The sequence below is a fragment of the Kitasatospora sp. NPDC058162 genome (assembly GCF_042884005.1).
In the GTDB taxonomy this organism is placed as follows: Bacteria; Actinomycetota; Actinomycetes; order Streptomycetales; family Streptomycetaceae; genus Kitasatospora.
In genome coordinates this window covers 104628-130883 of sequence record NZ_JBHVUS010000003.1, presented here as the reverse complement: position 1 = coordinate 130883, position 26256 = coordinate 104628, and the positions used below count along the sequence as shown (strand labels likewise).

General features: G+C 72.9%; 22 protein-coding genes. 11 read left to right on the top strand and 11 right to left on the bottom strand.

The window, feature by feature from the left end; translation table 11 throughout:
• Positions 1-13: 13 nt before the first annotated feature.
• Complete coding sequence (locus tag ACFVXG_RS07000) at positions 14-982, bottom strand: hypothetical protein (RefSeq protein WP_387925745.1); 969 nt, start codon at positions 980-982, stop codon at positions 14-16.
• 214 nt (positions 983-1196) lie between these two features.
• Between ACFVXG_RS07000 and ACFVXG_RS06995 the strand changes: the two genes are divergently transcribed.
• The gene (locus tag ACFVXG_RS06995; protein WP_387925090.1) at positions 1197-1871 is read left to right on the top strand and encodes a papain-like cysteine protease family protein; all 675 of its coding nucleotides are present in this window, start codon (positions 1197-1199) and stop codon (positions 1869-1871) included.
• Positions 1872-1879: 8 nt separating this feature from the next.
• Positions 1880-2773 carry a hypothetical protein gene (locus ACFVXG_RS06990; protein WP_387925088.1) on the top strand — a complete coding sequence of 298 codons (894 nt, stop codon included), beginning with the start codon at positions 1880-1882 and terminating at the stop codon, positions 2771-2773.
• 70 nt (positions 2774-2843) lie between these two features.
• Here the strand turns inward: ACFVXG_RS06990 and ACFVXG_RS06985 are convergent, their stop codons facing one another.
• Entirely contained in the window at positions 2844-3500 is a 657-nt protein-coding gene (locus ACFVXG_RS06985; RefSeq protein WP_387925086.1) for a TetR family transcriptional regulator, read from the bottom strand.
• A gap of 8 nt (positions 3501-3508) precedes the next feature.
• Entirely contained in the window at positions 3509-5101 is a 1593-nt protein-coding gene (locus ACFVXG_RS06980; protein ID WP_387925084.1) for an MFS transporter, read from the bottom strand.
• Positions 5102-5413: 312 nt separating this feature from the next.
• Between ACFVXG_RS06980 and ACFVXG_RS06975 the strand changes: the two genes are divergently transcribed.
• Positions 5414-5980 carry a hypothetical protein gene (locus ACFVXG_RS06975; protein ID WP_387925083.1) on the top strand — a complete coding sequence of 189 codons (567 nt, stop codon included), beginning with the start codon at positions 5414-5416 and terminating at the stop codon, positions 5978-5980.
• Here ACFVXG_RS06975 and ACFVXG_RS06970 read toward each other — a convergent pair.
• Positions 5951-6643, bottom strand: coding sequence for a hemolysin III family protein (locus ACFVXG_RS06970; protein WP_350506039.1), 693 nt, complete (start codon positions 6641-6643; stop codon positions 5951-5953). The two genes, ACFVXG_RS06975 and ACFVXG_RS06970, sit on opposite strands and share 30 nt — an antisense overlap.
• Positions 6644-6928: 285 nt before the next feature.
• Here ACFVXG_RS06970 and ACFVXG_RS06965 point away from each other — a divergent pair, with 285 nt between their 5' ends.
• Complete coding sequence (locus ACFVXG_RS06965; protein ID WP_387925081.1) at positions 6929-8755, top strand: phosphoenolpyruvate carboxykinase (GTP); 1827 nt, start codon at positions 6929-6931, stop codon at positions 8753-8755.
• 190 nt (positions 8756-8945) lie between these two features.
• On the opposite strand, the gene ACFVXG_RS06960 is transcribed toward ACFVXG_RS06965, so the two are convergent.
• On the bottom strand, positions 8946-10160 hold the full coding sequence (locus ACFVXG_RS06960; RefSeq protein ID WP_387925080.1) for a pyridoxal phosphate-dependent aminotransferase: 1215 nt from the start codon (positions 10158-10160) through the stop codon (positions 8946-8948).
• 276 nt (positions 10161-10436) lie between these two features.
• Between ACFVXG_RS06960 and ACFVXG_RS06955 the strand changes: the two genes are divergently transcribed.
• The gene (locus ACFVXG_RS06955; RefSeq protein ID WP_387925078.1) at positions 10437-11159 is read left to right on the top strand and encodes a prepilin peptidase; all 723 of its coding nucleotides are present in this window, start codon (positions 10437-10439) and stop codon (positions 11157-11159) included.
• 118 nt (positions 11160-11277) lie between these two features.
• Here the strand turns inward: ACFVXG_RS06955 and ACFVXG_RS06950 are convergent, their stop codons facing one another.
• Positions 11278-12879, bottom strand: coding sequence for a chitinase (locus ACFVXG_RS06950; RefSeq protein WP_387925076.1), 1602 nt, complete (start codon positions 12877-12879; stop codon positions 11278-11280).
• A 374-nt stretch (positions 12880-13253) separates the two neighbouring features.
• Between ACFVXG_RS06950 and ACFVXG_RS06945 the strand changes: the two genes are divergently transcribed.
• From ACFVXG_RS06945 to ACFVXG_RS06930, 4 genes are all read left to right on the top strand, one after another.
• A complete protein-coding gene (locus ACFVXG_RS06945; RefSeq protein WP_387925074.1) occupies positions 13254-14048 on the top strand; it encodes an isoprenyl transferase in 795 nt (264 codons plus the stop codon).
• A 273-nt stretch (positions 14049-14321) separates the two neighbouring features.
• Entirely contained in the window at positions 14322-15656 is a 1335-nt protein-coding gene (locus ACFVXG_RS06940) for a PhoH family protein (RefSeq protein WP_387925072.1), read from the top strand.
• A 450-nt stretch (positions 15657-16106) separates the two neighbouring features.
• A complete protein-coding gene (locus ACFVXG_RS06935) occupies positions 16107-16847 on the top strand; it encodes a transglycosylase SLT domain-containing protein (RefSeq protein WP_387925070.1) in 741 nt (246 codons plus the stop codon).
• 521 nt (positions 16848-17368) lie between these two features.
• Positions 17369-18871 (top strand): AI-2E family transporter, encoded by a 1503-nt coding sequence (locus ACFVXG_RS06930; RefSeq protein WP_387925068.1) that lies wholly within the window; start codon positions 17369-17371, stop codon positions 18869-18871.
• Positions 18872-18892: 21 nt separating this feature from the next.
• On the opposite strand, the gene ACFVXG_RS06925 is transcribed toward ACFVXG_RS06930, so the two are convergent.
• The 4 genes from ACFVXG_RS06925 to ACFVXG_RS06910 all read right to left on the bottom strand — a co-directional run bounded on the left by ACFVXG_RS06925 (position 18893) and on the right by ACFVXG_RS06910 (position 22095).
• The gene (locus ACFVXG_RS06925; protein WP_387925067.1) at positions 18893-20500 is read right to left on the bottom strand and encodes an alpha/beta hydrolase; all 1608 of its coding nucleotides are present in this window, start codon (positions 20498-20500) and stop codon (positions 18893-18895) included.
• A 12-nt stretch (positions 20501-20512) separates the two neighbouring features.
• Positions 20513-20866 carry a hypothetical protein gene (locus ACFVXG_RS06920; RefSeq protein ID WP_387925065.1) on the bottom strand — a complete coding sequence of 118 codons (354 nt, stop codon included), beginning with the start codon at positions 20864-20866 and terminating at the stop codon, positions 20513-20515.
• Between the two features lie 131 nt (positions 20867-20997).
• Entirely contained in the window at positions 20998-21540 is a 543-nt protein-coding gene (locus ACFVXG_RS06915; protein ID WP_387925063.1) for an alkyl hydroperoxide reductase, read from the bottom strand.
• A gap of 3 nt (positions 21541-21543) precedes the next feature.
• Positions 21544-22095, bottom strand: a complete 552-nt coding sequence (locus tag ACFVXG_RS06910) for a peroxiredoxin (RefSeq protein ID WP_387925062.1) — start codon at positions 22093-22095, stop codon at positions 21544-21546.
• Positions 22096-22287: 192 nt separating this feature from the next.
• On the opposite strand from ACFVXG_RS06910, the gene ACFVXG_RS06905 reads away from it, so the two are divergent.
• On the top strand, positions 22288-23244 hold the full coding sequence (locus ACFVXG_RS06905; RefSeq protein WP_387925060.1) for a LysR substrate-binding domain-containing protein: 957 nt from the start codon (positions 22288-22290) through the stop codon (positions 23242-23244).
• 6 nt (positions 23245-23250) lie between these two features.
• On the opposite strand, the gene ACFVXG_RS06900 is transcribed toward ACFVXG_RS06905, so the two are convergent.
• Entirely contained in the window at positions 23251-23874 is a 624-nt protein-coding gene (locus ACFVXG_RS06900; protein ID WP_387925058.1) for a TetR/AcrR family transcriptional regulator, read from the bottom strand.
• A gap of 155 nt (positions 23875-24029) precedes the next feature.
• On the opposite strand from ACFVXG_RS06900, the gene ACFVXG_RS06895 reads away from it, so the two are divergent.
• Entirely contained in the window at positions 24030-26219 is a 2190-nt protein-coding gene (locus ACFVXG_RS06895; RefSeq protein WP_387925056.1) for an MMPL family transporter, read from the top strand.
• The last annotated feature ends 37 nt before the right edge of the window (positions 26220-26256 follow it).

Here is a 26256-nt window from a genome sequence, read left to right as displayed (position 1 = left end):
CCGCCGCCCCGCCTCACTCCCAGTCCCAGCGGATGCCCAGGATGCAGGGCCGGACCGCCGTGGCGACCAGGTGGACGCAGTGGTGGCCGTCGAGGGTCAACTCCTCGGTTTCGTAGGGGGGTTCGCCGGGGGAGTGGAGGGCGATGCGGTGGCAGCGGACGGGGAGGGCGGTGGGGTGGAAGGTGATCTGGAGGACGTACTGGCCGGCGCCGGAGTTGAAGCCGCGGACGTACTCGCAGCTGGGGGTCGGGGTGGGGGCGTCGTCGAAGCCGTAGCCGAGGAGGTGGGTGTCGCCGGGGCGGAGGCGGCGGTCGAGGAGGAGTTCGGCGGCGATCAGGTGGTGGGCCTGGTCGCGGCGGATGCGGCCGGGGCGGCAGTTCTCCTCGGCGCGGACGCCGACGAGGGTGGTGTCGCTGCCGGGGTCGCCCTGGTGGAGGGCGAGGTAGCGGTCGATGCCGTCGCGGTGGGCGCGCAGGGCGTGTTGGGAGTCGCGGCGGGTGAGTTGGCGGTCGGGGCCGATGCGGATGCGTTCGATGTGGGTGATGGTGTGGAGGCCGGTGTCGCGGGGGCCGGCGAGGGTGGCGAGCAGGTCGTCGACGGCGGTGGGCGGGGAGATCAGGTCGCGGTAGGGGCGGACGGGGGGTCCGGCGGCCGCGGCGGTGCGGCGGGGGCCGAGCAGTCGGGTGAGGGAGTGTTCGGGCAGGTCGAGGACGTCTTCGAGGGCGGCGACGGCGCGCAGTGATTCGGGGCGTTCGGGGCGGCGCCGCCCTTGCTGCCAGTAACTGAGGCTGGTGAGGCCGACGTTGACGCCTTGCAGGGCGAGGTGGCGGCGGATGCGGTGCAGGGCGAGGCCGCGGTTGGCGATGGCGGTGCGCAGGGCGAGGTGGAACGGGCCGGTGCGCAGGGCGGCGGCGAGGTCGGCTGGGTCGCTTCGGTGGATGGCGGTCTCCTGGCGGGCGCGGACCGGGTTTTGACCGTGAATATTCACATCCGGGCGGCGGTTTGTCACCGGTCCGGGCAGCTCGCGCTGGGGTTTCCCGGGTGCCGTTCACTTCCGCGCGGGTGCGTTCACACCGGGGTCGGAGCCCGTCCGGGGCCGTTGACCAGGCCCGGAGTGCGGGGCGATGCTCGGGGCGCGATCCGGACCGCGCCCCCACACAGCACCTCGCTCCACTCGTGCAAGGAGGCATTCCCCCATGCCAGTTCCACGGATACGGCTGCGTCGCGCGGTCTCGCTGTTGGCCCTGGGCGTGCTGGGCCCGGCGCTGACCGCCGCGGCGAGCACCCCGGCGGCGGCCGCCCCCACGCCCGCCCCGGCCCCCGCCCTCCACCGGGCCGCGCAGCAGGTGCGCCCGGCGGCGGCGCCCGGCAGTACGGCCGATCTGGCCGGCACGTTCAAGAAGCTCAACATCACCATGCAGCAGCAACAGCAGACCAACTGGTGCTGGGCGGCGAGCGGGAACACCATCGCCACCTGGTTCGGCTACAACTACAGCCAGAACCAGTTCTGCAACGCCGCGTTCGGCCGCTCGGTCGACTCCAGCTGCCCCAACAGCCAGGCCTCGCTGGCCGATGTGCAGAACGGGCTGAACTGGGTCGGCATCAATCCGGGCTCGTACGTGACCGGCTACCTGCGCTACAGCACCGTGCAGACGGAGGTGGACGCCGACCGGCCGGTCGAGACCCGCATCCAGTGGAGCTCGGGCGGCGGGCACATGCACGTCCTGTACGGCTACGACACCGGCAACAACTGGGTCTACTGGGGCGACCCGTGGCCGTCCAACTACCGCTACAACTGGGCGGACTACTGGTACTACGTGAACAACGACACGTTCTCCTGGACCCACTCCCTGTACCGGATCGGCGCGTGAGGACGACCATGACCGAGCTCAGCAAGGCCCGTCGGGCCGCCGTCACCGCCCTGCTCGCCGCCGGCCTCGGGCTGGCGTTCGCCCCGGCCGCGCACGCCGACGGGCCCGCGCCCGGTGCGCCCGAGGCGGTGCCCGCCGCCGACCTGGCCGGGGCCCGCAGCGCGGTCCAGGACCCGTCGGTGCTCGACAAGGTGGGCCACTTCTTCGCCCGCAAGGGCGTCCCGCCGACCCAGCAGCTGACCATCGGCGCGGCCGAGGAGGCGAAGGCGGCGGGTGACGCGGCGCCCCGCCTGGCCGGGGACACCGTGCCGGTCTACACCCTGGACGCCGGTTTCGTGGCCGGCACCCCGGGCGCACCGGTGGCGAAGGCCGAGTTCACGGCGAGCAAGGTGGTCGCGGCGGACGGGCAGACCGCCTCGGTCTGGACGGTCCGGCAGGGTGACGCCTGGCGGGTGGTGAACATCGCCTCCGGCGGCGACGAGAGCGACTACGCGGCGAAAGCGGTCGGCAGCGGCGGCGGTACGGCCTTCCGGGAGCCGCAGGTCAACGCCTGGTACGTGCTGCGCGACGGCCGGGTGCTGCCGCTGGACGACGAGGCCCGGCGCTCGGTGGGCGCGGGCGGGGTGTCGCTGGCCGCGTACCAGCAGCTGGTGCACCAGCGGTACGGGGACAAGCTGCCCGGCTCGGCGTACGACCGGGAGGGCAAGGGCGGCGGCTACCCGCTGGAGACCGCGGCGGGCGGCGCACCGAAGGCTGCACCGGAGGCCGCGCCGGTGGCGGCGGCGGGCGGCGGTTCGGCGGTCCCGGCCGTGACGGCGGCCGCGGCGCTGGGCGCCACCGCGCTGGCGGCCGCGGGCGTGGGCGCCGGCGCGGTGCTACGGCGGAGGCGCGGCCTCCGCTGACGGGCAGCAGCACCGCTGACGCCCACCGGGGCCCGGCTCACCCGAGCCGGGCCCCGGTCCCGTCGGGGGCTCACACCCCGGCGAAGCCGTTCTCCAGCAGCGCGAAGGTGCGGTCGACCAGGTCGGCGATGTCCTCCCGGCCGTCGTCCGCGGCCCACTGCAGTACGGCCTCGGTGGTGGCGGCGCCGATGGCGGCGGCGGTGACCCGCATGGCGTACGTGGGTTCCTCGACGCCGGCCCGCCGGGTGAGCACGGAGAGGTAGAGCTCGTGCGGGCTGTTGCCGGTGCGGAACATCCCGGCGCGCAGCGAGGGGACCTGGGTGACCAGCCGCATCCGGGTCAGCAGTTCCTGGCGTTCGTGCTGGAGCAGGGTGCGGATCAGGCCGATGAGGGTCTCCCGGCAGGACCGCAGGAAGGGCTCGTCGGCCGGCCGGGCGAGCAGGCCGGCGATGATCGCCGGGTCGTACTCGTCGGTGAGGACGAGGTCGTCCTTGGTGGCGAAGTACCGGAAGAAGGTGGAGGGGGAGACCTCGGCGGCGGCCGCGATCTGTTCCACCGTGGTGTTCTCGTAGCCCTGTTCGGAGAACAGGCGGTACGCCTCGCGGCGCACGGTCTGCCGGGTCTTCAGCTTCTTCCGCTCGCGCAGCGACAGCGGCGCCTCCAGCAGCGCCTGGACCGGGTTGGTCGGGCCGTCCGGGAGGGCCGTGGTCGGCTGCTCGGTCTTCATGCCCCCGATTATCGGTGATCTCCGGTGGCGGCGGCTCCGGCCGGGCCCGCGACGGCGTCGGCCTGGGCCGGGTCCGCGACGACGTCGGCCGGGTCCGGGTCCGGGCCCGGGCCCGGACCCGGAGCACCGTCCCCGCTCGGCATCCGGGCCGCGACCAGCACCGCCGAGACCACCGCGACCAGCCCGGCGACGAGCAGCACCACCCCCATCCCGTGCACGTACGCCGCGTGCGCCGCGGCGCCGAGCGCCGGCTGCCCGGTCTCCCGGGCGAGGGCGTCGGCGGCGACCACCGACGTCCCGGCCCGGTGTGCCGCCTCGGCGGGGAGTCCGCCGGTGTCCAGCGCGCCCCGGTAGGCCCCGGCCAGCAGGCTGCCGAAGGCGGCGATCCCGATCGCGCCGCCGACCTGCCGCAGGGTCTGGAGCAGCCCGGAGCCGACGCCGGCCCGGGCGGGCGGCAGGGTGATCATGGCGGAGGCCTGGGCGGTGATCAGGGCCAGGCCCATGCCGAGACCGAGGACGGTGAGCCAGACCGCGGCCCGCCCGTACCCGTCCGCGGCGCCGGTGCGGCTGCCGAACAGCAGGGCGGCGGCGAGCAGGGCCAGGCCGAGGGTGATCACGGCGCGGGCGCCCATCCGGGTCACCAGCCGCTCGCTGAGCCGGGCGGCGACGAGCAGGCCGAGCATCATCGGCATCAGCCGCAGTCCGGAGCCGAGGGCGTCGGTGCCGAGCACGCTCTGGAAGTAGAGCGGCAGGACGAAGAAGGCGCCGAACAGGACGAGCGAGATCAGGGTGGCGGCGACCGAGGCCCAGCGGAAGGTCGGCTCGGCGAGCAGGGTGAGGTCGAGCATCGGGTCGGGCCGGCGGCGGCTGCGCAGCACCAGGGTGGTGAGCAGGACCACTGAGCCGATCAGCGTGGCGAGCACCAGCGGGTCGGCCCAGCCGCGGTCGGAGCCTTCGATGATGCCGTAGGTGAGCGCGCCGAGGCCGGTGGCGGCGAGGACGGTGCCGGGCAGGTCCATCCGGGGTGCGGAGGGGTTGCGGGACTCGGGCAGCAGCAGGAGGCAGGCGGCGATGCCGATCACGGTGAGCGGGACGTTGACGGCGAAGACCGATCCCCACCAGAAGTGCTGGAGCAGCAGGCCGCCGATCAGCGGTCCGAGCGGGGCGCCGACGGCGATGGCGGCGGTGAGGATCGCGGTGGCCCGGCGGCGTTCGCCGGCGGGGAAGATCCCGGGGATGACCGCCAGCGACATCGGCATGACGAGCGCGGCGGCCAGGCCCATGGCGGCGCGGGCGGCGATCAGGGTGCCGGGGGAGTCGGTGAGCATGCCGACGGCGGAGGCGAGTCCGAACAGGGCGAGGCCGACGGTGAGCGTGCGGCGGCGGCCGTACCGGTCGCCGAGCAGGCCGGCCGGGAGCATCACGGCGGCGAAGACCACGGTGTAGGCGTCGACGATCCACTGCTGCTGCCCGGTGGTGGCCCGGAGCTGTGCGGCCAGGGTGGGCAGGGCGACGTTGAGGATCGTCATGTCGAAGCTGATCACCAGGACGCTCAAGGCGACGGCGATCAGGGCGAGCCAGCGGCGCGGGTCGGCGGACACGGTGGCCTCCAGGGGCGTGGCTTGAGAAAGTCTCTGTCAAATGACAGTAACTCTCAAAAGAGGCCGACCGTCAATCCGTGGGCATTGCGACGATATGATCACTCTCCGTGATGTGTCCTGGAAGTGCTGCTTCCGCATGTGGAATTGACGCAACGTTGATCTGTCGTTCGCCGCCTCGGGGAGGCCCCGGGTGACTGTCGGTAGATACCATGTGGCAATCGGTCAGTGCTGGCCGGACGCGTGCCGAGAGCGGAGAAGGGGTGGGGCGGCAGGAGCCGACCACGAGCCCGGCGCCGGGAAAGGGGAACCGAAGTGGCTGACGGTGACGACAGGTGGGCGAATGCCCAGGCGTGGGGCGCGGCCGTGGTGGTGGGTTCCGCGCTGGCCGTGGTCGCGGCCTATCTGATCAACGGTGCGCCGCTGGTGCTCGCGGTCGCCGGGGTCGAGACGCTGCTGCTCATGGTGTACGTCGGCCGCCGCTGGCAGGCCGCGCACCGGCGGCCCTCCCGGGCCGGGCACCGGCCGCGGCGCGGCATCCCGGACGCCGCCCACTGCGAGCGCTGCCGCCGGGCCCGCGAGGCGCTGGACGAGCGGCAGGCGCGCGGGCGGGTCGGGTCGTCGGTGGGGGTGGCGGCCGGTCCGGTGCGTCCGGAGGTCGAGTCGGAGCTGCCCGAGCCGCCGGAGGCCGTCGACGCGGTGCACTCCCCGCAGTCGGAGTCCGGTGCCGCCGACCACCCGCCGTACCCGCGCCGCCCGCAGGGCCGGGCCGGGTACGAGCGGCCGTGGACGGCCGAACGGGCGGCCACCCGGTCCGTGGACCGGACGACCGCCCGTCGGGGTGCGCCGGGTTCAGCCGGCCGCGCTGTACGCCACCAGTGAGACGCCGACGTACTGCACGATGAAGGCGCCGAGGGTGAAGGCGTGGAACACCTCGTGGAAGCCGAACCAGCGCGGTGAGGGGTTGGGCCGCTTGAGCCCGTACACCACGCCGCCGATGCTGTAGAGCACCCCGCCGACGATCATCAGCACCAGCACGGCTACCCCGCCGGCGCGCAGGAAGTCCGGCAGGAAGAAGGCGGCGGCCCAGCCCAGCGCGATGTACACGGGGGTGTACAGCCAGCGCGGCGCGCCGACCCAGAACACCCGGAAGGCGATCCCGGCGAGCGCTCCGCCCCAGGCCACCCAGAGGAGTATCTGCTGGTCGGCGCCGTTGAGCAGCAGGATCGTGAACGGCGTGTAGGTGCCCGCGATGATCAGGAAGATGTTCGCGTGGTCCAGCCGCCGGAGCACGGCGTCCCCGCGCGGGCCCCAGTCGAAGCGGTGGTAGACCGCGCTGACCCCGAACAGCAGCCAGGCGCTGACCGAGTAGATCGCGCAGGCGATCTTGGCCGGCGTTGAGTCGGCCAGGCAGATCAGCACGATCCCGGCGGCGACGGTGGCGGGGAACATCCCGGCGTGCAGCCAGCCGCGCCACTTCGGCTTGCCCTCCCGGCTCTCGGCCGGGTCCTCCCCAGTGCTCTCCGCGAGCGCAGCAGCAGTCATGGGCAGCATGCTACCTGCTACCTACGGAACCGTAGGTTACTGGCGCGTAAGGAAGTGGCGATCGTCACTCTTGGACGTTTTGGAGTAATCGGAGTGTGGTGCCGCACACTCCGGGCCCGATGAGCATGGACCATTACTGGCCAGTAATCATACTTACTGTAGTAAAAGATGCGTCAATTTCGCCGCAGTGCCTCATTGGAGGCCGGAAGCCGGGTCTACGCTGCAAGCACCCTCAGACCCCCGCAACGCCGTCTCCCCGCCGGGACGGCGTGAAACGGAGCGATCGTGTCGTACGAGATCTCTGCTCTCAGCGCATCCGCGCCCACCCGCCACAAGCAGCTGCTCGCTTGGGTGAGCGAGATCGCCGAGCTCACCCAGCCGGACCGCATCGAGTGGTGCGACGGCTCCGACGAGGAGTACCAGCGCCTCGCGGACCTGCTGGTGGCTCAGGGCACCTTCAAGAAGCTGAACGAGGAAAAGCGCCCCAACTCCTACTACGCCGCCTCGGACCCCTCGGACGTGGCGCGCGTCGAGGACCGCACCTTCATCTGCTCCGAGCAGGAGAAGGACGCCGGCCCGACCAACCACTGGAAGGCCCCCGCCGAGATGCGGGAGATCTTCCAGGGTGAGCAGGGTCTGTTCCGCGGCGCGATGAAGGGCCGCACGATGTACGTCGTGCCCTTCTCGATGGGCCCGGTCGGATCCCCGCTGGCCGCGTACGGCGTCGAGATCACCGACTCCGCCTACGTCGCCGTGTCGATGCGCGTGATGACCCGCATGGGCAAGGCCGTGCTCGAGCAGCTCGGCGAGGACGGCGACTTCGTCAAGGCCGTGCACACCGTCGGCGCCCCGCTCGCCGAGGGCGAGGCGGACGTGCCGTGGCCGTGCAACAGCACCAAGTACATCTCGCACTTCCCGGAGACCAAGGAGATCTGGTCCTTCGGCTCCGGCTACGGCGGCAACGCCCTGCTCGGCAAGAAGTGCTACGCGCTGCGCATCGCCTCGACCATGGCCCGCGACGAGGGCTGGCTGGCCGAGCACATGCTGATCCTCAAGCTCACCCCGCCGTCCGGCGAGGTCAAGTACGTCGCGGCCGCCTTCCCGTCGGCCTGCGGCAAGACCAACCTGGCCATGCTCCAGCCGACCGTCCCGGGCTGGAAGGTCGAGACCATCGGCGACGACATCGCCTGGATGCGCTTCGGTGCCGACGGCCGCCTGTACGCCATCAACCCCGAGGCCGGCTTCTTCGGCGTCGCCCCCGGCACCGGCGTGGACACCAACGCCAACGCCATCGAGACCCTCTGGGGCAACACCGTCTTCACCAACGTCGCCCTCACCGACGACGGCGACGTGTGGTGGGAGGGCCTCACCGAGGAGCCCCCGGCGCACCTCACCGACTGGCGCGGCAACGACTGGACCCCCGAGTCCGGCACCCCCGCCGCCCACCCGAACGCCCGCTTCGCCGTCCCGGCCGCGCAGTGCCCGACCATCGCCCCCGAGTGGGAGGACCAGGCGGGCGTGCCGATCTCGGCGATCCTGTTCGGCGGCCGCCGGGCCACCGCCGTCCCGCTGGTGACCGAGTCCTTCGACTGGCAGCACGGCGTCTTCCTGGGCGCCAACATCGCCTCCGAGAAGACCGCCGCCGCCGAGGGCACCGTCGGCGAGCTGCGCCGCGACCCGTTCGCGATGCTGCCGTTCTGCGGCTACAACATGGGCGACTACTTCGCCCACTGGCTGAAGGTCGGCGCCCAGGCGGACGCCGCCAAGCTGCCGAAGATCTACTACGTCAACTGGTTCCGCAAGAACGCCGAGGGCAAGTTCGTCTGGCCCGGCTACGGCGAGAACAGCCGCGTGCTCAAGTGGATCGTCGAGCGCCTGGAGGGCACGGCCGACGGCGTCGAGACCCCGATCGGCGTGCTGCCGAAGGTCGAGGGCTTCGACCTGGGTGACCTGAAGCTGTCCGAGGAGGACCTCGACCTGCTCTTCACCGTGGACGCCGACATCTGGCGCCAGGAGGCCGCGCTCGTGCCGGCCCACCTGGAGCTGTTCGGCGACCACACCCCGAAGGAGCTGTGGGACGAGTACCGGAACCTGGTCGCGCGCCTCGGCTGAGCCTGAGCCTCAGCCGAGCGAGAGGTCGGCGCGCGGCACGAACCGCGCGCCGACCGAGTGACAGGACGGCCGGAGTTCCGCCGGGTGGTCTTTCCCCGACCAAGGAGACCACCAGGGCAGGGGACTCCGGCCGTAATGCTTTCTCTCCCGCACCGGAACACCCCTCCCGTGAGGAGGGGCCGGGGAGGGGTCAGGGCTGGGTGTAGCCGCTGAGGAATTCGCCGATCCTGGTCACCGCGTCGGTGATCTCCTCGGCGCGCGGCAGCGTGACGAGCCGGAAGTGGTCCGGTTCGGGCCAGTTGAAGCCGGTGCCCTGGACCAGCAGGATGCGCTGGGAGCGCAGCAGGTCCAGCACCATCTGGGCGTCGTCCTTGATCTTGTAGACCTTCGGGTCCAGCCGGGGGAAGGCGTACAGCGCGCCCTTCGGCTTAACGCAGCTGACCCCCGGGATCTGGTTGAGCAGCTCGTACGCGGCGTCGCGGGAGGCGAGCAGCCGGCCGCCGGGCAGCACCAGGTCCTTGATCGACTGCCGTCCGCCGAGCGCGGCGGCCACCGCGTGCTGGGCCGGCATGTTGGCGCACAGCCGCATCGAGGCGAGCACGGTCAGGCCCTCGACGTAGCTGTGGGCGCGCTGGCGGTCGCCGGAGAGCACCATCCAGCCGGAGCGGAAGCCCGCGACCCGGTACGCCTTGGACAGTCCGTTGAAGGTGACGCAGAAGAGGTCCGGGGCCAGGGTGGCCAGCGGGACGTGCTCGGCGTCGTCGTAGAGGATCTTGTCGTAGATCTCGTCCGCGTAGATCACCAGCTGGTGCCGGCGGGCGATCTCGGCGATGCCCTCCAGCACCTCGCGCGGGTAGACCGCGCCGGTCGGGTTGTTGGGGTTGATCACCACGATGGCCCTGGTCCGGTCGGTGACCTTGGCCTCGATGTCGGCGAGGTCCGGGTACCACTCGGACTGCTCGTCGCAGCGGTAGTGCACCGCGGTGCCGCCGGCCAGCGAGACCGAGGCGGTCCACAGCGGGTAGTCCGGCGCCGGGACGAGCACCTCGTCGCCGTCGTCCAGCAGCGCGGTCATGGCGAGCTGGATCAGCTCGGAGACGCCGTTGCCCAGGAAGACGTCGTCGACGGAGAGCCCGTGCAGGCCGCGGTCCTCGTAGTGCATCACCACGGCGCGGCGGGCCGAGAGCAGGCCCTTGGAGTCGCCGTACCCGTGCGCGTTCGCGAGGTTGCGCAGGATGTCCTGGAGGATCTCCGGGGGCGCCTCGAAGCCGAAGGTGGCCGGGTTGCCGGTGTTGAGCTTGAGGATGCGGTGGCCCTGTTCCTCCAGCCGCATCGCCTCATCGAGCACCGGGCCGCGGATGTCGTAGCAGACGTTGGCGAGCTTGCTGGACTGGATGACCTGCATGCCTGCCTACTTTAGGGGCATGCCGGGGCCCGGTGTCGGGTGTCCGGGGAGGAGGCTCGCCGGGGCCGGGAAGGGGCTCCTCGGGTCGACCTTGGATCGACAGGCGGGGGTGTCGAACGGCCTTCCAAACCGCTGGCCGAATGTCCGCAATGCTCGCGTATGCGAGGAACGCCGTCCATTTCCCGCGCGGATTCCGGTGCGGAACGAGACGGACGGCACACCGCAGGTCCGCCCCGGACGCGAAGATGGGGACCGGTGGGTCGACGAGGAGGGGGAGTGCCGGTGGTGGCGGTCGTGGCCGGGGCGGTGCTGGTCGGTCTCCTGCTGGCGCCCGCGCTGCGCGCGCTGGTCGCCCGCTGCGCCGTGCCCGAGGGCGAATCCTGGTGCGAGGCCTGTCCGTTGTGCGGGCGCCCGGTGGGGCGGCTGCTGCCCCCGACCGGTCGCTGCCCGGGCTGCCGCGGGCGACTGGGGGCCGGTGCGGGAGCGGTGGAGGCGGTCGCCGCGGCGGTCGCGGTCGCGGTGGCGTACGCGGCGGACGGTCCGCAGACGGCGGCGCTCGCCTGGGCGGGCGCGTTCGGCGTGGCGCTCGGCTTCACCGACGCCCGGGTGCGCCGGCTGCCGTACCGGCTGACCGTGCCGCTGCTGGCCGGGGTGGCCGCCCTGCTGGCGGTGGCGGCGCTGGCCGAGGGGCGCCCGGGGGTGCTGCTGCGCTGCCTGCTGGTCGCGCTGGCGGTCGGGGCGCTGCTCGAAGTCGCCGTCCAGATCGGCGCGTTGGGCCCCGGCGACTCCCCGCTCGGGCTCGCCCTGGGCGGGCTGCTCGGCTGGTACGGCTGGCGGGTCGCGATCGGCGGGCTGGTCGCCGCGGTGGTGCTCGCCGGGCTGTGGGGCACCATGCGGGTCGCCGCCCTGCTGGTCCGCCGGCGCCCGTGGCGCGGACTCGACGTCCCGGTCGGCCCGTTCCTGCTGCTCGGCGCGCTCACCGCGGTGCTGGCTCGATAGCCGGCGGTAAGGCGGAAGGGCCCGTCGTACCGGAGTCGGTACGACGGGCCCCGCCGTCGACGCGCCGGCCCCACCCTCAAGGAGCGGCGCGTCGAGGGGAGTTAGACCTCGCTGTGCCTCACGGCATCTTGTGGACGAACGGGCCGACCGCGTTGGAGAAGGCGTTGCCGTTGTTGGCGTCCCAGTTGGTGGACCAGGTCATCGCGCCCCGGATGGTGGGCCACTTGGCCGGCGGCACGAAGCTGCCGCAGTTGTTGCCGGTGGCCAGGCAGTTGAGCGCGTTGTTCACCACCGACGGGTCGACGTAGCCGCCGCCGGCCGCCTTGGCGGAGGCCGGGACGCCGATGCCGACCTGGTCGGGCCGCAGGCCGCCCTGGATGTGGGTGCAGACCTGCGAGGTGATGAAGTCGATCGTGCCCTGGTTGTAGACCTTGCCGTCGCAGCCGTTCATGCCGCCCGAGTTGTAGAACTGGGTGTTGACGACGGTCAGGATGTCCTTGGTGTTCAGCGCCAGCTGGAAGTAGGCGCCCGCGGTGCTGTACATCCCGATGGTCTCGGGAGCCATGGTCAGGATGAAGCCGGGGCCGACCTTGGCCTGCAGGGCGTGCAGCGCGTCGCCGAGCGGGCCGGCCTGGACGCCGTTCTCCAGGTCGACGTCGACGCCGTCGAAGCCGTAGTCCTTGATGATCGCGGCGGCGCTGTCGGCGAAGTTCGCCCCGGCGGTGGCGTCGCCGACGGTGATCGCGCCGTTCTGGCCGCCGATGGAGAGGACGACCTTCTTTCCGGCCGCCTGCTTGGCCTTGATGTCGGCGCGGAACTGGGCGTCGGTGTAACCGCCGAGCGCCTTGGACAGCCCCGGGTCCAGGGTGAAGCTGATCGCGCCGGTCCGGGTCGGCACGGCGTCGGCGAAGGAGACCGCGATGATGTCGTACGCGCTCTGCACGTCGCTCAGGCGCTGCGGGGTCGAGCCGTTGTCGAAGTTCTGCCAGTAGCCGGTGACCGCGTGGGCCGGCAGGCCGGTGGCCGGCGGGGTGGTGCCGGTCGGGGTCGGGGTGGGCGTCCCGGTGGGCGTTGCGGTGGGGGTCGGCGTGGCCGTGGGGGTGGGCGTCCCGGTCGGCGTGGCGGTGGCCGTCGGCGTCGGGGTCGGCGTCCCGGTCGGGGTGGCCGTCGGGGACGGGGTGGAGGTGCCGCCCGGGCCGACCAGCGCGACGTCGTCGGCGAGGTAGGCGCTCTGCCCGTACCAGCCGTGCAGGTAGACGGTGACGCTGGTGGCGTTCGCCCCGGTGGTGAAGGTGCTGGACAGCTGGTTCCAGCTGGCCTGGTTCGACCAGGCGGACGGGTCGGTCCCGCCGGTGCCGCGGGCACCGAGGTAGACGTACGGGCCCTGTACCCAGGCGCTCAGCGTGTAGCTGGTGTTGGGCAGCACGCTGATCGTCTGGGTGCACTCGGCGGTGTCGCCCGCGCCGGGGGTGGCCTGGAGCGCGCCGGTGCCGGAGTGGACCGGCGAGGACACCGTGGTCGCGCCGCCGGTGCAGGACCAGCCGTTCAGTCCGCTCTCGAAGCCGCCGTTGGTGACCAGGTTGCCGTCCGCCGCGCTGGCGCCGCCGGCGAAGAGGGCGAGGCCGCCGCCGGCCAGGGCGAGGGCGGTGGCGCCGGCCGCGAGGGCCGGGAGGGGGCTGCGCCGGCGCTTGTGCGCGGGCTGGTTCGGCGTACGGGCCATGGGGTGACGCTCCTGGGGGAGGAGCGGCCGCCGCGGTGGGGGGCGCGGCGGCCGCGTGTGGGGGAGGGGAGGTCCGCGGGTGACTCCGGGGGCGGGATCGTTCGTTCCGCCTCGGGTCAAAAGCTGGACTAGACCATTGCTGGTCGTCAAGGATGCGACAACCGGTTTACGGCTCCCTTAAGGAATCGGAGACCGTTCCGTGTCCACGTCGCGCACACCGCCCGGAAGACCGCGACACGCCCGTCGCGACAGACTTCGTACAGGACCGTGACCAGACCGCTACCTGCGGCTTTACCGTGCGCCTGCGCGCCGGAGTAGGCTGCGCCGGGGCGGTGACGCACCAGTCCGAACGAGTACGGAGGGGCCGGGAAACCATGGGTCTGCGCGATGTCGCCGAACGGACGCCGGGGCTGCGCACCCTGCTGGGCGGGATGTACCGGCTCTACGGCCGACGGGTCGAGGTCCACCTCGGTCGCACCCCGCACCACATCGGCGTGATCCTGGACGGCAACCGCCGCTGGGCCAAGGCGGCCGGCGGCTCCACCGCGTACGGCCACCAGCGCGGCGCCGACAAGATCAGCGAGTTCCTGGGCTGGTGCGACGAGACCCACGTCAAGGTCGTCACCCTGTGGATGCTCTCCACCGACAACCTGGACCGCCCGGCCGACGAGCTGGTCCCGCTGCTCGGCATCATCGAGGACGCCGTCACCGGCCTGGCCGCCGCCCGCCGCTGGCGGGTCAACCCGGTCGGCGCGCTGGACCTGCTCCCGCAGCACACCGCCGACGTGCTCAAGCGCGCCGCCGAGGAGACCGCCGGGATCGACGGCATCACCGTCAACGTCGCGGTCGGCTACGGCGGTCGGCACGAGATCGCCGACGCCGTCCGCTCGCTGCTCCAGGAGCACGCCGGACGCGGCACCTCGATCGAGGAACTGGCCGAGATCCTGACCGTCGAGCACATCGCCGAGCACCTCTACACCGCGAACCAGCCCGACCCGGACCTGATCATCCGCACCTCGGGCGAGCAGCGGTTGTCCGGATTCCTGCTCTGGCAGAGCGCCCACAGCGAGTTCTACTTCTGCGAGGCGTACTGGCCGGCCTTCCGCAAGGTCGACTTCCTGCGCGCGCTGCGCGCCTTCGAACAGCGCCACCGGCGGCTCGGGCTCTGAGCCACGGCGCCTTCGCGGCGTCTCCAGGGTGCCTTCGGGGCGGTTCCCAGGCCGCTCCGGGCCCCGCTCCGGCGGGAATGACCGCCGTAGGCCTGGCCTACCCGGGCCGCACGCGAGGCCAAACGTTCACCGGCAATGATCCGTCAGTTCGCCGGGGGCGCGAATGCACCGCCCCCCGCCTGGGAATACTCCAGTCAGTCCGGTCCCGGGGCCACCGGGGCAGCGGGGCCGGCTTGCCGCGGATGACGCAGGGTCATCCGCTCTGGAGGCCTAGTGGTCAGTTCCAAGAGCCGCCGGACACCAGACCGGCGCACGTACGTTCTCGACACCAGCGTGCTCCTGGCGGACCCGCTCGCCATGACCCGCTTCGAGGAGCACGAGGTCGTCCTCCCGGTGGTGGTCGTCACCGAGTTGGAGGCCAAGCGCCACCACCCCGAGCTGGGCTACTTCGCCCGTCAGGCGCTGCGCCTGCTCGACGACTACCGCATCCGCCACGGCCGGCTCGACGAGCCGATCCCGGTCGGCGAACTGGGCGGGTCGATCCGGGTGGAGCTCAACCACTCCGACGTCTCGATACTGCCGGTCGGCTACCGGGCGGGCGGCGGCGAGGCGGACACCAGGATCCTGGCGGTCGCCCGCAACCTGCAGGCCGAGGGGTACGACGTCACCGTCGTCTCCAAGGACCTCCCGCTGCGGATCAAGGCCAGCTCGGTGGGCCTGCTCGCGGAGGAGTACCGGGCGGAGCTGGCGATCACCTCCGGCTGGACGGGCATGTCCGAACTGCACGTCGCGGCCGAGCAGGTCGACGCGCTGTTCGCGGCGGGCCACGACGCCGCCGTGGACATCGACGGGGTCGAGGAGCTCCCGGTGCACACCGGGCTGGTGCTCACCTCGGAGCGCGGCCGGGCGCTCGGCCGGGTCACCGGCGACGGGCGGGTCCGGCTGGTGCGCGGTGAGCGCGAGGCGTTCGGGCTGCGCGGGCGCAGTGCCGAGCAGCGGGTGGCGCTGGACCTGCTGCTCGACCCGGAGATCGGCATCGTGTCGATGGGCGGCCGGGCCGGGACGGGCAAGTCGGCGCTGGCGCTGTGCGCGGGGCTGGAGGCGGTGCTGGAGCGGAGGCAGCACCGCAAGGTGATGGTCTTCCGGCCGCTGTACGCGGTCGGCGGCCAGGAGCTCGGCTACCTGCCCGGCAGCGAGGCGGAGAAGATGGGCCCCTGGGCCCAGGCGGTCTTCGACACCCTCTCGGCGGTCACCACCCCGGACGTGATCGAGGAGGTCATCGGCCGCGGGATGCTGGAGGTGCTGCCGCTGACCCACATCCGGGGGCGCTCGCTGCACGACGCCTTCGTGATCGTGGACGAGGCCCAGTCGCTGGAGCGCAACGTCCTGCTGACGGTGCTGTCCCGGATCGGCCAGGGCTCGCGGGTGGTGCTCACCCACGACGTGGCGCAGCGGGACAACCTCCGGGTCGGCCGGTACGACGGTGTGGTGGCGGTGGTGGAGAAGTTGAAGGGGCATCCGCTCTTCGCCCACATCACGCTCACCCGCTCGGAGCGTTCGCCGATCGCGGCGCTGGTCACGGAGATGCTGGAGGACATCAACCCGTGAAACGTCCCTGATCGGGACATAGTCGGACAATAGGTTCAACTCGCGGCGCGGGGCCCGTTCCTGACGGAGCGGGCCCCGTCCCTTTCATCACATCGAGTGCTTTCTGTCCGAAGAACTCCCGGGCGGTGAATGTGACATGCGCCACGCGGACGGGAATTGCGTCGACAGTGCCCGGTGCGGCATGGTGAGGGTTCTGTCAGGCCCCGCGTACGGCGCGGCAGGGCTTCCGGACTCCGGAAGTCAGGCCCCGGAAGGTCCGCCAACTCCGGTCGGTGGACGCACAATTGAAGACCGATGAGCCGTACGCCGCCCGATTCCAACGCCCGGTCGCCTCACCTCGACCGGACGCCGGGCCAGCACCTCCCGTGACCAGAGCACCTGCGGAGGTCCGTGCCAAGGGGCATGTTGCGTCCGCACGGTCACGCGTGGGCGATGCTGGAAGGAATCCATGTGACTCGGATCTCGGTCCGGGGAGTTGCTGTGGCCTCTGCCACCGCGGTCACCGCTGTCGGTGCTGTCGTGGGCATGGCCTCGGGCAGCGAGGGCAAGGCCATGCAGACGGTCGACGTCGCCGGCGCGACCCTGCTCGCCGAAGTCCCCTCCGGCGCCCAGGCGCAGGCCATCAGTGACAACATCGGCCAGCAGGCGACCGCCCAGCAGGCCTCCGCCGACGCCGCCGCCAAGGCCGCCGCCGAGCAGAAGGCCGCCGAGGAGGCCGCGCGCCAGAAGGCCGCCGCGGACGCCCAGGCGAAGGCCGACGCCCAGGCCAAGGCCGACGCGGACAAGGCCGCCAAGGCCGCCGCCGACCAGCGTGCCGCGGCCGACGCCGCCGCCAACCGCTCCAAGGCGCGGTCGGCGATGTCCGCGGTGGACAACAGCGCACCCCCCGTCTCGGTCAGCCCCGGCTCCGTCCAGGACCTGGCCCGGCAGATCGTCGGCAACGACGCCCAGTTCCAGTGCTTCAGCCAGATCGTGAAGCGCGAGAGCGGCTGGGACTACACCGCGACCAACAGCGGCTCCGGCGCCTACGGCCTGGTCCAGGCGCTGCCCGGCTCCAAGATGGCCTCGGCCGGTGCCGACTGGCGCACCAACCCGGCCACCCAGATCAAGTGGGGCGTCAGCTACATGAACAGCCGCTACGGCAGCCCCTGCGGCGCCTGGTCGTTCTGGCAGGCCCACAGCTGGTACTAGGAGGACCCGTCGTCTCCCCCGGGGCGGCGCAACTCCCCACGGCCCCCGGCCGCTCGTCCCGTTGCGACGAGCGGCCGGGGGCCGTGGCGTTCCCGGGCGTGCCGGGAAGGGCGGGCCGCCCCGCCCGGGTTGCGCTGACCAAGGCGCCCACGGGCGGTGCGGTCCTGGGTGCGGACGCGGGGCGCGGGAAGGGGTCCTGGTAGCTCCCCGCACCGGCCGGTCCGCCGGCGGTTGGCTCGGTTGATCAGTTGGTTCATCGGGACGACCGGCCCGGCTGGCATCGGTCGCCCCCGTGGGACGACTCGGCGTCCCGTTCGAAGTCCTCCCCAGTCGTGCTTGGGCGAAACCACCAGGAACCTGGTGATTTGTCCGGGTTCGCGAAATGATGCGATCGCACCGAACCCCACGGCGGGCGGACCCGCCCCGCCCCCGCCGGGTAGCGTCATCCCTGACGGCCGTGGCGGGACCCACGGCGTCACCGCCGGCTCGGCGGGTCCGACGGGGAAGCGGCGGTAGCGAGGATGGCGCGGGGCGGAAAGGCCTTCAAGGCCGTGGCCAAGGGCATGGCCGTGGTGGCGAGCGCGGCCGCCGTGATCGAACGGCGCCGACGCGCCGCGATGGCGGCCGACCCGCACGAACTCCCCGTCCCGGCCCTCGCCGAGGCACCCGGCCCGGTCCCGGTACCGCGCGCCGACCCCGACCCGGACCCCGCCCTCGCGGCCGCACCGGTTCCGGCTGCGGTCCCGGCCCCGCTCCCGGCCGCCGGGATCGCGACCGAAGCCGTCGCCGACGCCCCGGCCGCCGTGCCCGCGGCGACCGCGCCCGCCACCCCGCCCGCCCCGCCCGCGCACGCCGCACTCGGCCGCGAGTACCACCCCGGCCGGCCCGCCACCCCCGCCGAGGCGGTGCCGTGGGGCCTGCGGGTGGCCGCCGAGTCGACCTGGCGGCTGCTGCTGCTCGGCGCCGCCCTCTACGTCGTCTTCTACGTCGTCGACATGCTGCGGCTGGTCGCCTTCTCGGTGCTGGCCTCGCTGCTGATCACCGCGCTGCTCGAACCCTCGGTCTCCTGGCTGCGCCGGCGCGGGGTGCCGCGCTCGCTCGCGGCCGGCGGGGTCTTCCTGAGCGGCCTGGCCGGGATCGGGCTGGTCGGCTGGTTCGTGGTCTGGCAGGTGTCCACCAATCTGCCCGACGTCACCGCTCAGGTGAAGACCGGCGTCAACCAGCTCCGGGACTGGATGATCACCGGCCCGCTGCACCTGACCCAGCAGCAGATCACCGACTTCGCCAACCAGATCACCAAGGCCATCACCACCAACACCGACCAGCTCACCTCGGCCTCGATCACCGGCGCGCAGATCGCCGTCGAGATCCTGACCGCGCTGCTGATGACCTTCTTCACCACCTTCTTCTTCCTCTACGACGGCTCCAGGATCTGGAACTGGGCGCTGCGCGGCCTGCCCCGGCAGTCCCGCTTCGCGATGGCCGGAGCCGGCCCCAAGGCCTGGACGACGCTCACCGCGTACGTGCGCGGCACCGTCTGCGTGGCCTTCATCGACGCGCTCTGCATCGGCATCGGCGTCGACCTGCTGGGCGTGCCGCTGGCCATGCCGCTGGCCGTGATCATCTTCCTGGGCGCCTTCGTCCCGCTGGTCGGCGCCCTCGTCACCGGTACCGTCGCCGTCCTGATCGCCCTGGTCACCCAGGGGCCGTGGACGGCGCTGATGGTGCTGGTCGTGCTGATCGCGGTGATGCAGGTGGAGAGCCACATCCTCCAGCCGCTCATCCTCGGCCGCGCCGTCCGGGTCCACCCGCTCGGCGTCGTCCTCGGGGTCGCGGCCGGCGGCATCATCGGCGGCATCGGCGGCGCGGTGGTCGCCGTCCCGCTGATCGCCGTCACCAACACCGTGGTCGCCCACCTGCGCCGCCGCAACGAGGCCGGGCAGGCCGTCTTCACCGCCCTCGAAGCCGCCCGTGAAGCCGCCGAACGCACGGCGGCCACCCAGCCGACGGCGGCCGCGGACTGACGGAGGGGCCGCGGCGCGGGGTCACGGTCGGCCGCCCCGCGGGGCCTCCCGGGTGATCCGGTCGCCGTGGCCGGTGACGATCCGGCCGATGTTGTCGACCGAGGTGCGGTCCTCGCAGGGCCGGCCGTCCCAGTAGGAGGAGTGCGCGGAGCCGTCGGGCGAACCGTCCGGGACGGCGAAGCGCTGGGCGCCGAAGTCGGCCCGCGCGGGATCCCTGGCGTACCAGCCGGCCTGCGAGACGTAGTCCCACCGGGCGGCGCCGACGTAGGTGTGGTCGGCGCCGACCGAGAGGTCCGAGGCGTGCTCCGCCCCGGTGCCGGGGCTGCCGACCAGGACGATGTCGTCGGCGGCGAGGCCGCCGGGGCGCCGGGCGGCCAGTCCGACCAGGAGCGAGCCGTAACTGTGCCCCTGCGCCGTGACGTGGGCCGGGGCGCCCTGATGGGTGGCGCGCTGTCCGGCGAGGAACCGCTGGTACGCGGCTGCCCCGTGCTCGGCCTCGGTGCGCGAGGCGACGTCGGCGCCGAGCGGGGCGTCGTAACCGAGCCAGGCGATCGAGGCCGTGCTGCGGGTCGGGTCGGCGCGCTTCGCCGCGTCGTACACCGCCCTGGCCCGGTCGGCGTCGGCTCCGCCGATGTGCCGCAGTTCGGTGCCCATGCCGCCGACGAGGGACGTGACGTGCTGGGCGGTGTCCGGATCGCCGAAGGAGAGGACGGCTCGGCCCTGGCCCTCCTCGCCGATGCCGAGGAGGAGGACCGGAGGGTCCTGGCCCTCGGTCCTCAGCCGTTCACTGATCCTGCGGAAGCCTTCGAGCTTGAGCCCGGTCCTGCCGTCGAGCGGCGGCGGGTAGCCCTCGTACCTCGCCAGGAGTCGGGGCAGGAGGATCCGGTTGGCCTGGTCCCGGGCGGTGGCGGGGATCCCGTCGCGGTTGCCGATGAGGTCCGGACGGTCCTCGATCAGCCGTTGCCGCTCGTCCGTGGGGAGGCCGTTCCACCAGGCGTTCACCTCGGCCGGCGGGGCGTCCGCGCCCGGCATGACGGCGTCGAGCAGGGGGCGTAGGGCCAGGGTCGGGTCGAGGCGGTCCCGGGCGGTGGCGGCCGGGTCGAGGGCGGTGCCGTCGTGGGCGCGGGCGGCGTGGTGCCGGAGCCGGGCGGCGAGGGCCCGGTCGACGGTGTCGGCCTCGGCGAGGGCGGTGCTGATCCGGGCGGCGAGGGCCTCGGCGGTCCGGTCGCGGGCCGCCCGGTGGTCGGGGTCGTGCCGGTCGGCGGGGGACGGGGTCGGACCGCTGACCGTGCCGTGCTCGTCGACCGTCAGATCGGCGCTCCGCGCGTCCTCCAGCGCCTTGCGCAGCGCCGACTGGGCGAGGACGAGGGCGTCCGCCCCGGTGCGCAGGACCTGGCCGATCCACCCGATCCCGGTCCGGGCGGCCGTCAACTCGCCGGTGGTGAGCCGCAGGGCCGGGGTCGCCGCGTCGGCGGCGGGGCCGGTCCAGCCGGCGGCGGCGGTGCGCCGGTCGACTCCGGTGTGCCAGTTCTCCAGGTGCTGCCCGAACTCGCCGTGCAGCTTGTCGTACGCGTCGGCGGCGCCGTGGAGCAGACCGAAGTCGGTGTCGCGCAGTGTCGCGAGGTCCATGCCGGCGGCCGCCTACCCGAAGTGCCGGACGAAGTTCTGCCGCTGCGCCGCCGTGGGGCCGAACCGGGTGGCGGTCCGCTGGTCGGTGCCCCGGTAGCGGTGTGCGGCCGTGTCGAGGTGCCGGCCGTGGCGGCTCAGCGTGGCGTGGAGGTCGTTCAGGAGGGTGTGCCAGGCGCCGGTGCAGTCGTCGAGCGCGGTGCCGGACCGGAGTCCGCGCAGTCCGGCGACGGCCTGCTGGGAGGAGTCGAGGAGGGCCGCGGTCTGGTCCGGGATCGGGGCCGCCGTCTCACCGGCCGTCCCGGCGGCCTGGTGGAGCAGGTCGGCGTCGGTCCGGAAGCCCCCGCCGTTCTCCGGATGGTCGGACAACCCGGTTTCCCCTCGGGTCGTATGTCGTGCACGGATCGCCTTGCACTGTAGCGGAGTTGGGCCCGGGCGAGGACGCGGAAACGCCGACGGGCCCCTCCGTGGGAGGGGCCCGTCAGGTGGTGCGGGGTGCGTCAGGCGTTGACGGCGGCGAGGGCGGCCTCGGAGTCGAGGACGCCGGCCACGGCCTGGAGGACGGCGGCGATCTTCAGCGAGGCCTGGATGACCTCACGGTCGACGCCGGCCTTGCGCAGGACGGCCTCGTGCGAGTCGAGGCACTGGCCGCAGCCGTTGATGGCCGAGACGGCGAAGCACCAGAGCTCGAAGTCGATCTTCTCGACGCCCGGGGTGCCGATGATGTTCATCCGCAGACCGGCCCGCATCGTGCTGTACTCCTTGTCGGAGAGCAGGTGCAGCGTCCGGTAGTAGACGTTGTTCATCCCCATGATCGCGGCCGCGCCCTTGGCGGCGGTGTACGCCTCCGGGGAGAGGTTGGCCTTGGCCTCGGGCTCCAGCTCGCGCAGCAGACCGGGGCTGCGGGTGGCCATCGCGCAGGACAGCACGGTGCCCCAGAGCTGCTGGGCGGGGAGGTCGGAGTTGCCGATGACCGAGCCCAGGTTGAGCTTGAGGTCCTTGGCGTAGTCCGGGAGAGCGGCCTTCAGGTCGTCGAGGGCCATGGGTCAGCCCGCCAGGAGGGCCTGGGCGTCGAGGGTGTCCTCGCCCTTGTTCCAGTTGCACGGGCACAGCTCGTCGGTCTGCAGGGCGTCCAGCACCCGCAGGACCTCCTTGGGGTTACGGCCGACGGAGCCGGCAGTCACCATGACGAACTGGATCTCGTTGTTCGGGTCGACGATGAACACGGCGCGCTGGGCGGTGCCGTCCTCGGCCTCGACGCCGCAGGCGCGCATCAGCTCGTGCTTGATGTCGGCCAGCATCGGGAAGGGCAGGTCGCGCAGGTCCTTGTGGTCCTTGCGCCAGGCGTGGTGCACGAACTCGGAGTCGCCGGAGACGCCGAGGATCTGGGCGTCACGGTCGGCGAACTCGTCGTTCAGCTTGCCGAACGCGGCGATCTCGGTCGGGCAGACGAAGGTGAAGTCCATCGGCCAGAAGAAGACGATCTTCCACTTGCCCTCGTAGGTCTTGTGGTCGATGTCGGCGAAGGCGCTCGCGGCATCCAGGTCGACACAGGCCTTGAGGTCGAACTCGGGGAACTTGTCACCGATCGTGAGCACGTTTCGCTTCTCCTGAAGTGAGACTGAGGGAGCTTTGTCCGGATTCCGGACACGACCCAGAATTCCACATCGTGGACTGATCAGAGAAATAGCTAGACTGGATGTGTCTGATCGGAGATTGCTATCAGTACCGAATCGCCCACCTCGCGGCCCGCTCCCCGCAGGGCCGCCGCCGGCAAACCCGAGGCGGCTGTGGGGAGCGCCACAGTCCGCGGCCCGCGCACGCCGACGGTCGCCCAGCTCAAGGCCTTCGTCGCGGTGGCCGAGCACCGGCACTTCCGGGAGGCCGCCGCCGCGACCGGGACCAGCCAGCCGGCGCTGTCCGGGGCGGTCGCGGCGCTGGAGGAGTCGCTGGGGGCGCAGCTGGTCGAGCGTACGACGCGCAAGGTGATCGTCACTCCATTGGGGGAGCGCGTGCACGAGCACGCGCGCCGGGTGCTCGCCTCGCTGCAGGCCCTCACCGAGGAGGTCGACGCCGCCCGCCGTCCGTTCACCGGACCGCTGCACCTCGGGGTGATCCCGACCGTCGCGCCGTACCTGCTGCCCACCGTGCTGCGGCTGGTCCGCGACCGCTTCCCGGAGCTGGAGCTGCACGTCCACGAGGAGCGCACCCCCTCGCTGCTGGAGGGCCTGGCCGCCGGGCGGCTGGACGTCCTGCTGCTCGCGCTCCCGGCCGGCGGCTCCTCGCCGACCCGGGACATCCCGCTGTTCGACGAGGACTTCGTCCTGGTCGCCCCGCCGGAGCACCCGCTCGCCGGGCGGATCGACGTGCCCCGGGACGTCCTGCTCGACCTGGACGTGCTGCTGCTGGAGGAGGGCCACTGCCTGCGCGACCAGGCCCTGGACATCTGCCGCGAGGTCGGCGCCGACCAGGCCGGCTCCACCACCCGCGCGGCGGGCCTGTCCACCCTGGTCCAACTCGTCGCCGGGGGGCTCGGGGTGACCCTGCTGCCGGCCACCGCCCTGGACGTCGAGGCCGGCCGCACAGACCGGCTGGCCGCCGTCCGGTTCGCCGCCCCGGCGCCCGGTCGCCGGATCGGGCTGGCCACCCGGCCGGGCTCGGCCCGCAGCGTCGAGTACGAGCGCTTCGCGGCGGCGCTGCGCGAGGTGCTGGTCGAGCTGCCGGTCCGGATCGTCGACGGTCCCTAGGGTCCGTCAGCGCGCGGCCGGCGCGCCGAGGCAGAGGCCGACCGTGGTCGCCACCAGCAGGTCCAGCGCCTCCAGGGTCTCCGGGTCGGGCCGCTCGCCCGGCGGGCGCCGGATCAGGTGGCGGGCCGTCAGGCCGTCGAAGCCGGTGAGGAAGTGGGCGGCGATCCGGTCGGCGGGCAGCGCGAGGGTCAGTCCGTGGGCGGCGGCGAGGGCGGCGAGCATCTCGGTGGCGGTGCCCTCCATGGCGTGCTGCAGCCCGAGCATGATCTCCCGGACGTCGGGGTCGCGCATCGCCAGCGTCTCGAACTCGCTCAGCAGGACGCAGCGCCCGTCCTCGCCGGTGGCGGCGTCCCAGAGCGCGTGGACCAGGGTGCGGACCTGGTCGCCGAACGGTCCGTCACCGGGGGAGGCGGCGCGCACCTGGTCGATGAACTGGGCGGCCACCTCCTCGACGACGGCCCGGTAGAGGTCCTTCTTGGTGCCGAAGGTGTAGTGCACCGTCGCCTGTGCCACGCCCAGCTCCGCCGCGATCGCGCGGGTGCTGCCGGCGGAGACCCCTTCCCGGGTCATCAGGTCGATCGCGGCCCGGACCAGCTGCGGTCGGCGTTCGGAGGCGGGGACATGAGCCATTCAGCCAGGGTAGCGCCATGGTCGAGCAACTGTGTCGACCGATGTGGTCGGTCAACTTTGTCACCCGACAAAGTTGGGTCTACCGTGGGAGGGGTTCGCCCAGGCATCCGCCTGGCACCCGCCCGTCCGCCGACCGCACCGCGAGGGGTCAGACCGTGGCCACGTACCTGTACCGACTGGGCCGTTACTGCTTCCGCAGAAGGCGTGCCGTGCTGGCCGTCTGGATCGCGCTGCTGATCGCCGTGGGCGGGGCCGCGGGCGCCCTCGCGGGCGGGACCAGCGACGAGTTCAAGGTCCCCGGCACCGAGGCCCAGGCCACCCTGGACCGGATCAAGGACACCTTCCCCGAGCAGGGCCACGGCTCCGCCCAGGTGGTCTTCGCCGCCCCGGCGCCCGGCGGCATCGCCTCGCCCGAGGCGGGCCGGGCGGTCGGCGAGGCCGTCAGCCGGATCGCCCACGTCCCCGGCGTGGCCGCGGCGCCCGACCCGTACGCCACCGGCGCGGTCTCCCCGGACGGCCGGGTCGCGATCGCGCTGGTCTCCTTCGACCACAAGCTCGCCGAGGTCACCGACCAGCAGCGGGACGCCGTCCGGGCCGCCGCCGAACCGGCCCGCGCGGCCGGACTGGAGGTGGCCTTCGGCGGCGACGCGTACAACAAGTTCGCCCAGATCGAGGGCGGCTCCGAGGCGATCGGCCTGGCGGTGGCCGGGGCGGTGCTGGTGATCACCCTCGGCACCCTGGTCGCGGCCGGGCTGCCGCTGCTGACCGCGCTGGTCGGGGTCGCCGTCGCGATGGCCGGGCTGCTGGCGCTGACCGGCTCGTTCGAGATCATCACCACCGCGCCGGTGCTGGCCCTGATGGTCGGCCTCGCGGTCGGCATCGACTACGCCCTGTTCATCCTGTTCCGCTACCGCCGCCACCTGGACGAGGGCCTGGAGCCCGAGGAGTCCGCCGCCCGGGCCACCGCGACCGCCGGCAGCGCCGTGGTCTTCGCCGGGCTGACGGTGGTCGTGGCGCTCGCCGGGCTCGCCGTCGCGGGCGTCCCGTTCCTCACCGTGATGGGCCTGGCCGCCTCCGGCGCCGTCGTGGTGGCCGTCCTGGTCGCGATCACCCTGCTGCCCGCGGTGCTCGGCTTCACCGGCCGCGCGATCGACCGGCTGCCGGTCTGGAAGCGGGCGCTGACCACCCACGGCAAGGTCACCGTGGGCGAGCGCTGGGCCCGCTTCGTGGTCCGCCGCCCGCTGCCCGTCCTGCTGGTCGGCCTGGCCGGACTGGGTGCCATGGCGGTGCCCGCCGCCAGCCTGGACCTCGGACTGCCGGGCGGCGGCTCACAGGCCGTCGGCACGGACGCCCGCAAGGCGTACGACCTGGTCAGCGAGGGCTTCGGCCCGGGCTTCAACGCCCCGCTGGTGGTGGTCGTGGACGCCCACGGCGCACCGCGTCCCGAGCGGGCCGTCCAGGAGGTGGCGGGCCGGCTGCAGGGGTTGAAGGGCGTGCAGACCCTGCTGCCGCCGAAGGTCGACGCGGCGAGCGGCACCGCCCTGGTGCCGGTCATCCCGAAGACCGGCCCGGACCACCAGGACACCCGGGCGCTGGTGAACGAGATCCGCGACCAGCGCGCCGGGATCGCCGCCGCGACCGGCGCGAGCATCGCCGTCACCGGCACCACCGCCGCCAACATCGACGTCTCCACCAAGCTCGGCCAGGCCCTGCCGCCGTTCGTCGCGGTGATCGTCGGCATCGCGCTGGTGCTGCTGGCGCTGGCCTTCCGCTCGGTGCTGGTGCCGCTCAAGGCGGTGCTGGGCTTCCTGCTCAGCATCCTGGCCTCGCTCGGCGCGGTGGTCGCGGTCTACCAGTGGGGCTGGCTGGACGGCCTGATCGACGTGCCCAAGGTCGGACCGGTGGTCAGCTTCGTGCCGATCCTGCTGATCGGCGTGCTGTTCGGGCTGGCGATGGACTACGAGCTGTTCCTGGTCTCCGGGATGAAGGAGCAGTACGTCCACGGCAAGGCGCCGCGCGAAGCGGTCGTCGGCGGGGTGAAGGGCGGCGCCCGGGTGGTGACGGCGGCCGCGCTGATCATGATCTCGGTGTTCGGCGCCTTCGTCCTCGGGCACGACCCGATCGTCCAGCCGATCGGCTTCGCCCTCGCGGTGGGCGTGCTGGTGGACGCCTTCGTGGTGCGGATGGCCCTGGTGCCGGCCGCGATGGCGCTGTTCGGCAGGGCGGCCTGGTGGTTCCCGAAGCGGCTGGAGAAGGTCGTGCCGAAGGTCGACATGGAGGGCGAGCAGCTGATCGCCCGGCTGGAGGGGGAGCGCCGGTCGGCGAAGGAGCCCGCCGGGGTCTGACGCTCTGACGGTGCCCGGTGGGATCCGACCTCCCGCC

Bases quoted from the DNA above. Each gene is read 5' to 3' on its own strand.
- ACFVXG_RS06995 (WP_387925090.1), top strand. From the start codon at position 1,197: ATGCCAGTTCCACGGATACGGCTGCGTCGCGCGGTCTCGCTGTTGGCC.
- ACFVXG_RS06990 (WP_387925088.1), top strand. From the start codon at position 1,880: ATGACCGAGCTCAGCAAGGCCCGTCGGGCCGCCGTCACCGCCCTGCTC.
- ACFVXG_RS06985 (WP_387925086.1), bottom strand. From the start codon at position 3,500: ATGAAGACCGAGCAGCCGACCACGGCCCTCCCGGACGGCCCGACCAAC.
- ACFVXG_RS06970 (WP_350506039.1), bottom strand. From the start codon at position 6,643: ATGACTGCTGCTGCGCTCGCGGAGAGCACTGGGGAGGACCCGGCCGAG.
- ACFVXG_RS06960 (WP_387925080.1), bottom strand. From the start codon at position 10,160: ATGCAGGTCATCCAGTCCAGCAAGCTCGCCAACGTCTGCTACGACATC.
- ACFVXG_RS06950 (WP_387925076.1), bottom strand. From the start codon at position 12,879: ATGGCCCGTACGCCGAACCAGCCCGCGCACAAGCGCCGGCGCAGCCCC.
- ACFVXG_RS06945 (WP_387925074.1), top strand. From the start codon at position 13,254: ATGGGTCTGCGCGATGTCGCCGAACGGACGCCGGGGCTGCGCACCCTG.
- ACFVXG_RS06930 (WP_387925068.1), top strand. From the start codon at position 17,369: ATGGCGCGGGGCGGAAAGGCCTTCAAGGCCGTGGCCAAGGGCATGGCC.
- ACFVXG_RS06925 (WP_387925067.1), bottom strand. From the start codon at position 20,500: ATGGACCTCGCGACACTGCGCGACACCGACTTCGGTCTGCTCCACGGC.
- ACFVXG_RS06915 (WP_387925063.1), bottom strand. From the start codon at position 21,540: ATGGCCCTCGACGACCTGAAGGCCGCTCTCCCGGACTACGCCAAGGAC.
- ACFVXG_RS06900 (WP_387925058.1), bottom strand. From the start codon at position 23,874: ATGGCTCATGTCCCCGCCTCCGAACGCCGACCGCAGCTGGTCCGGGCC.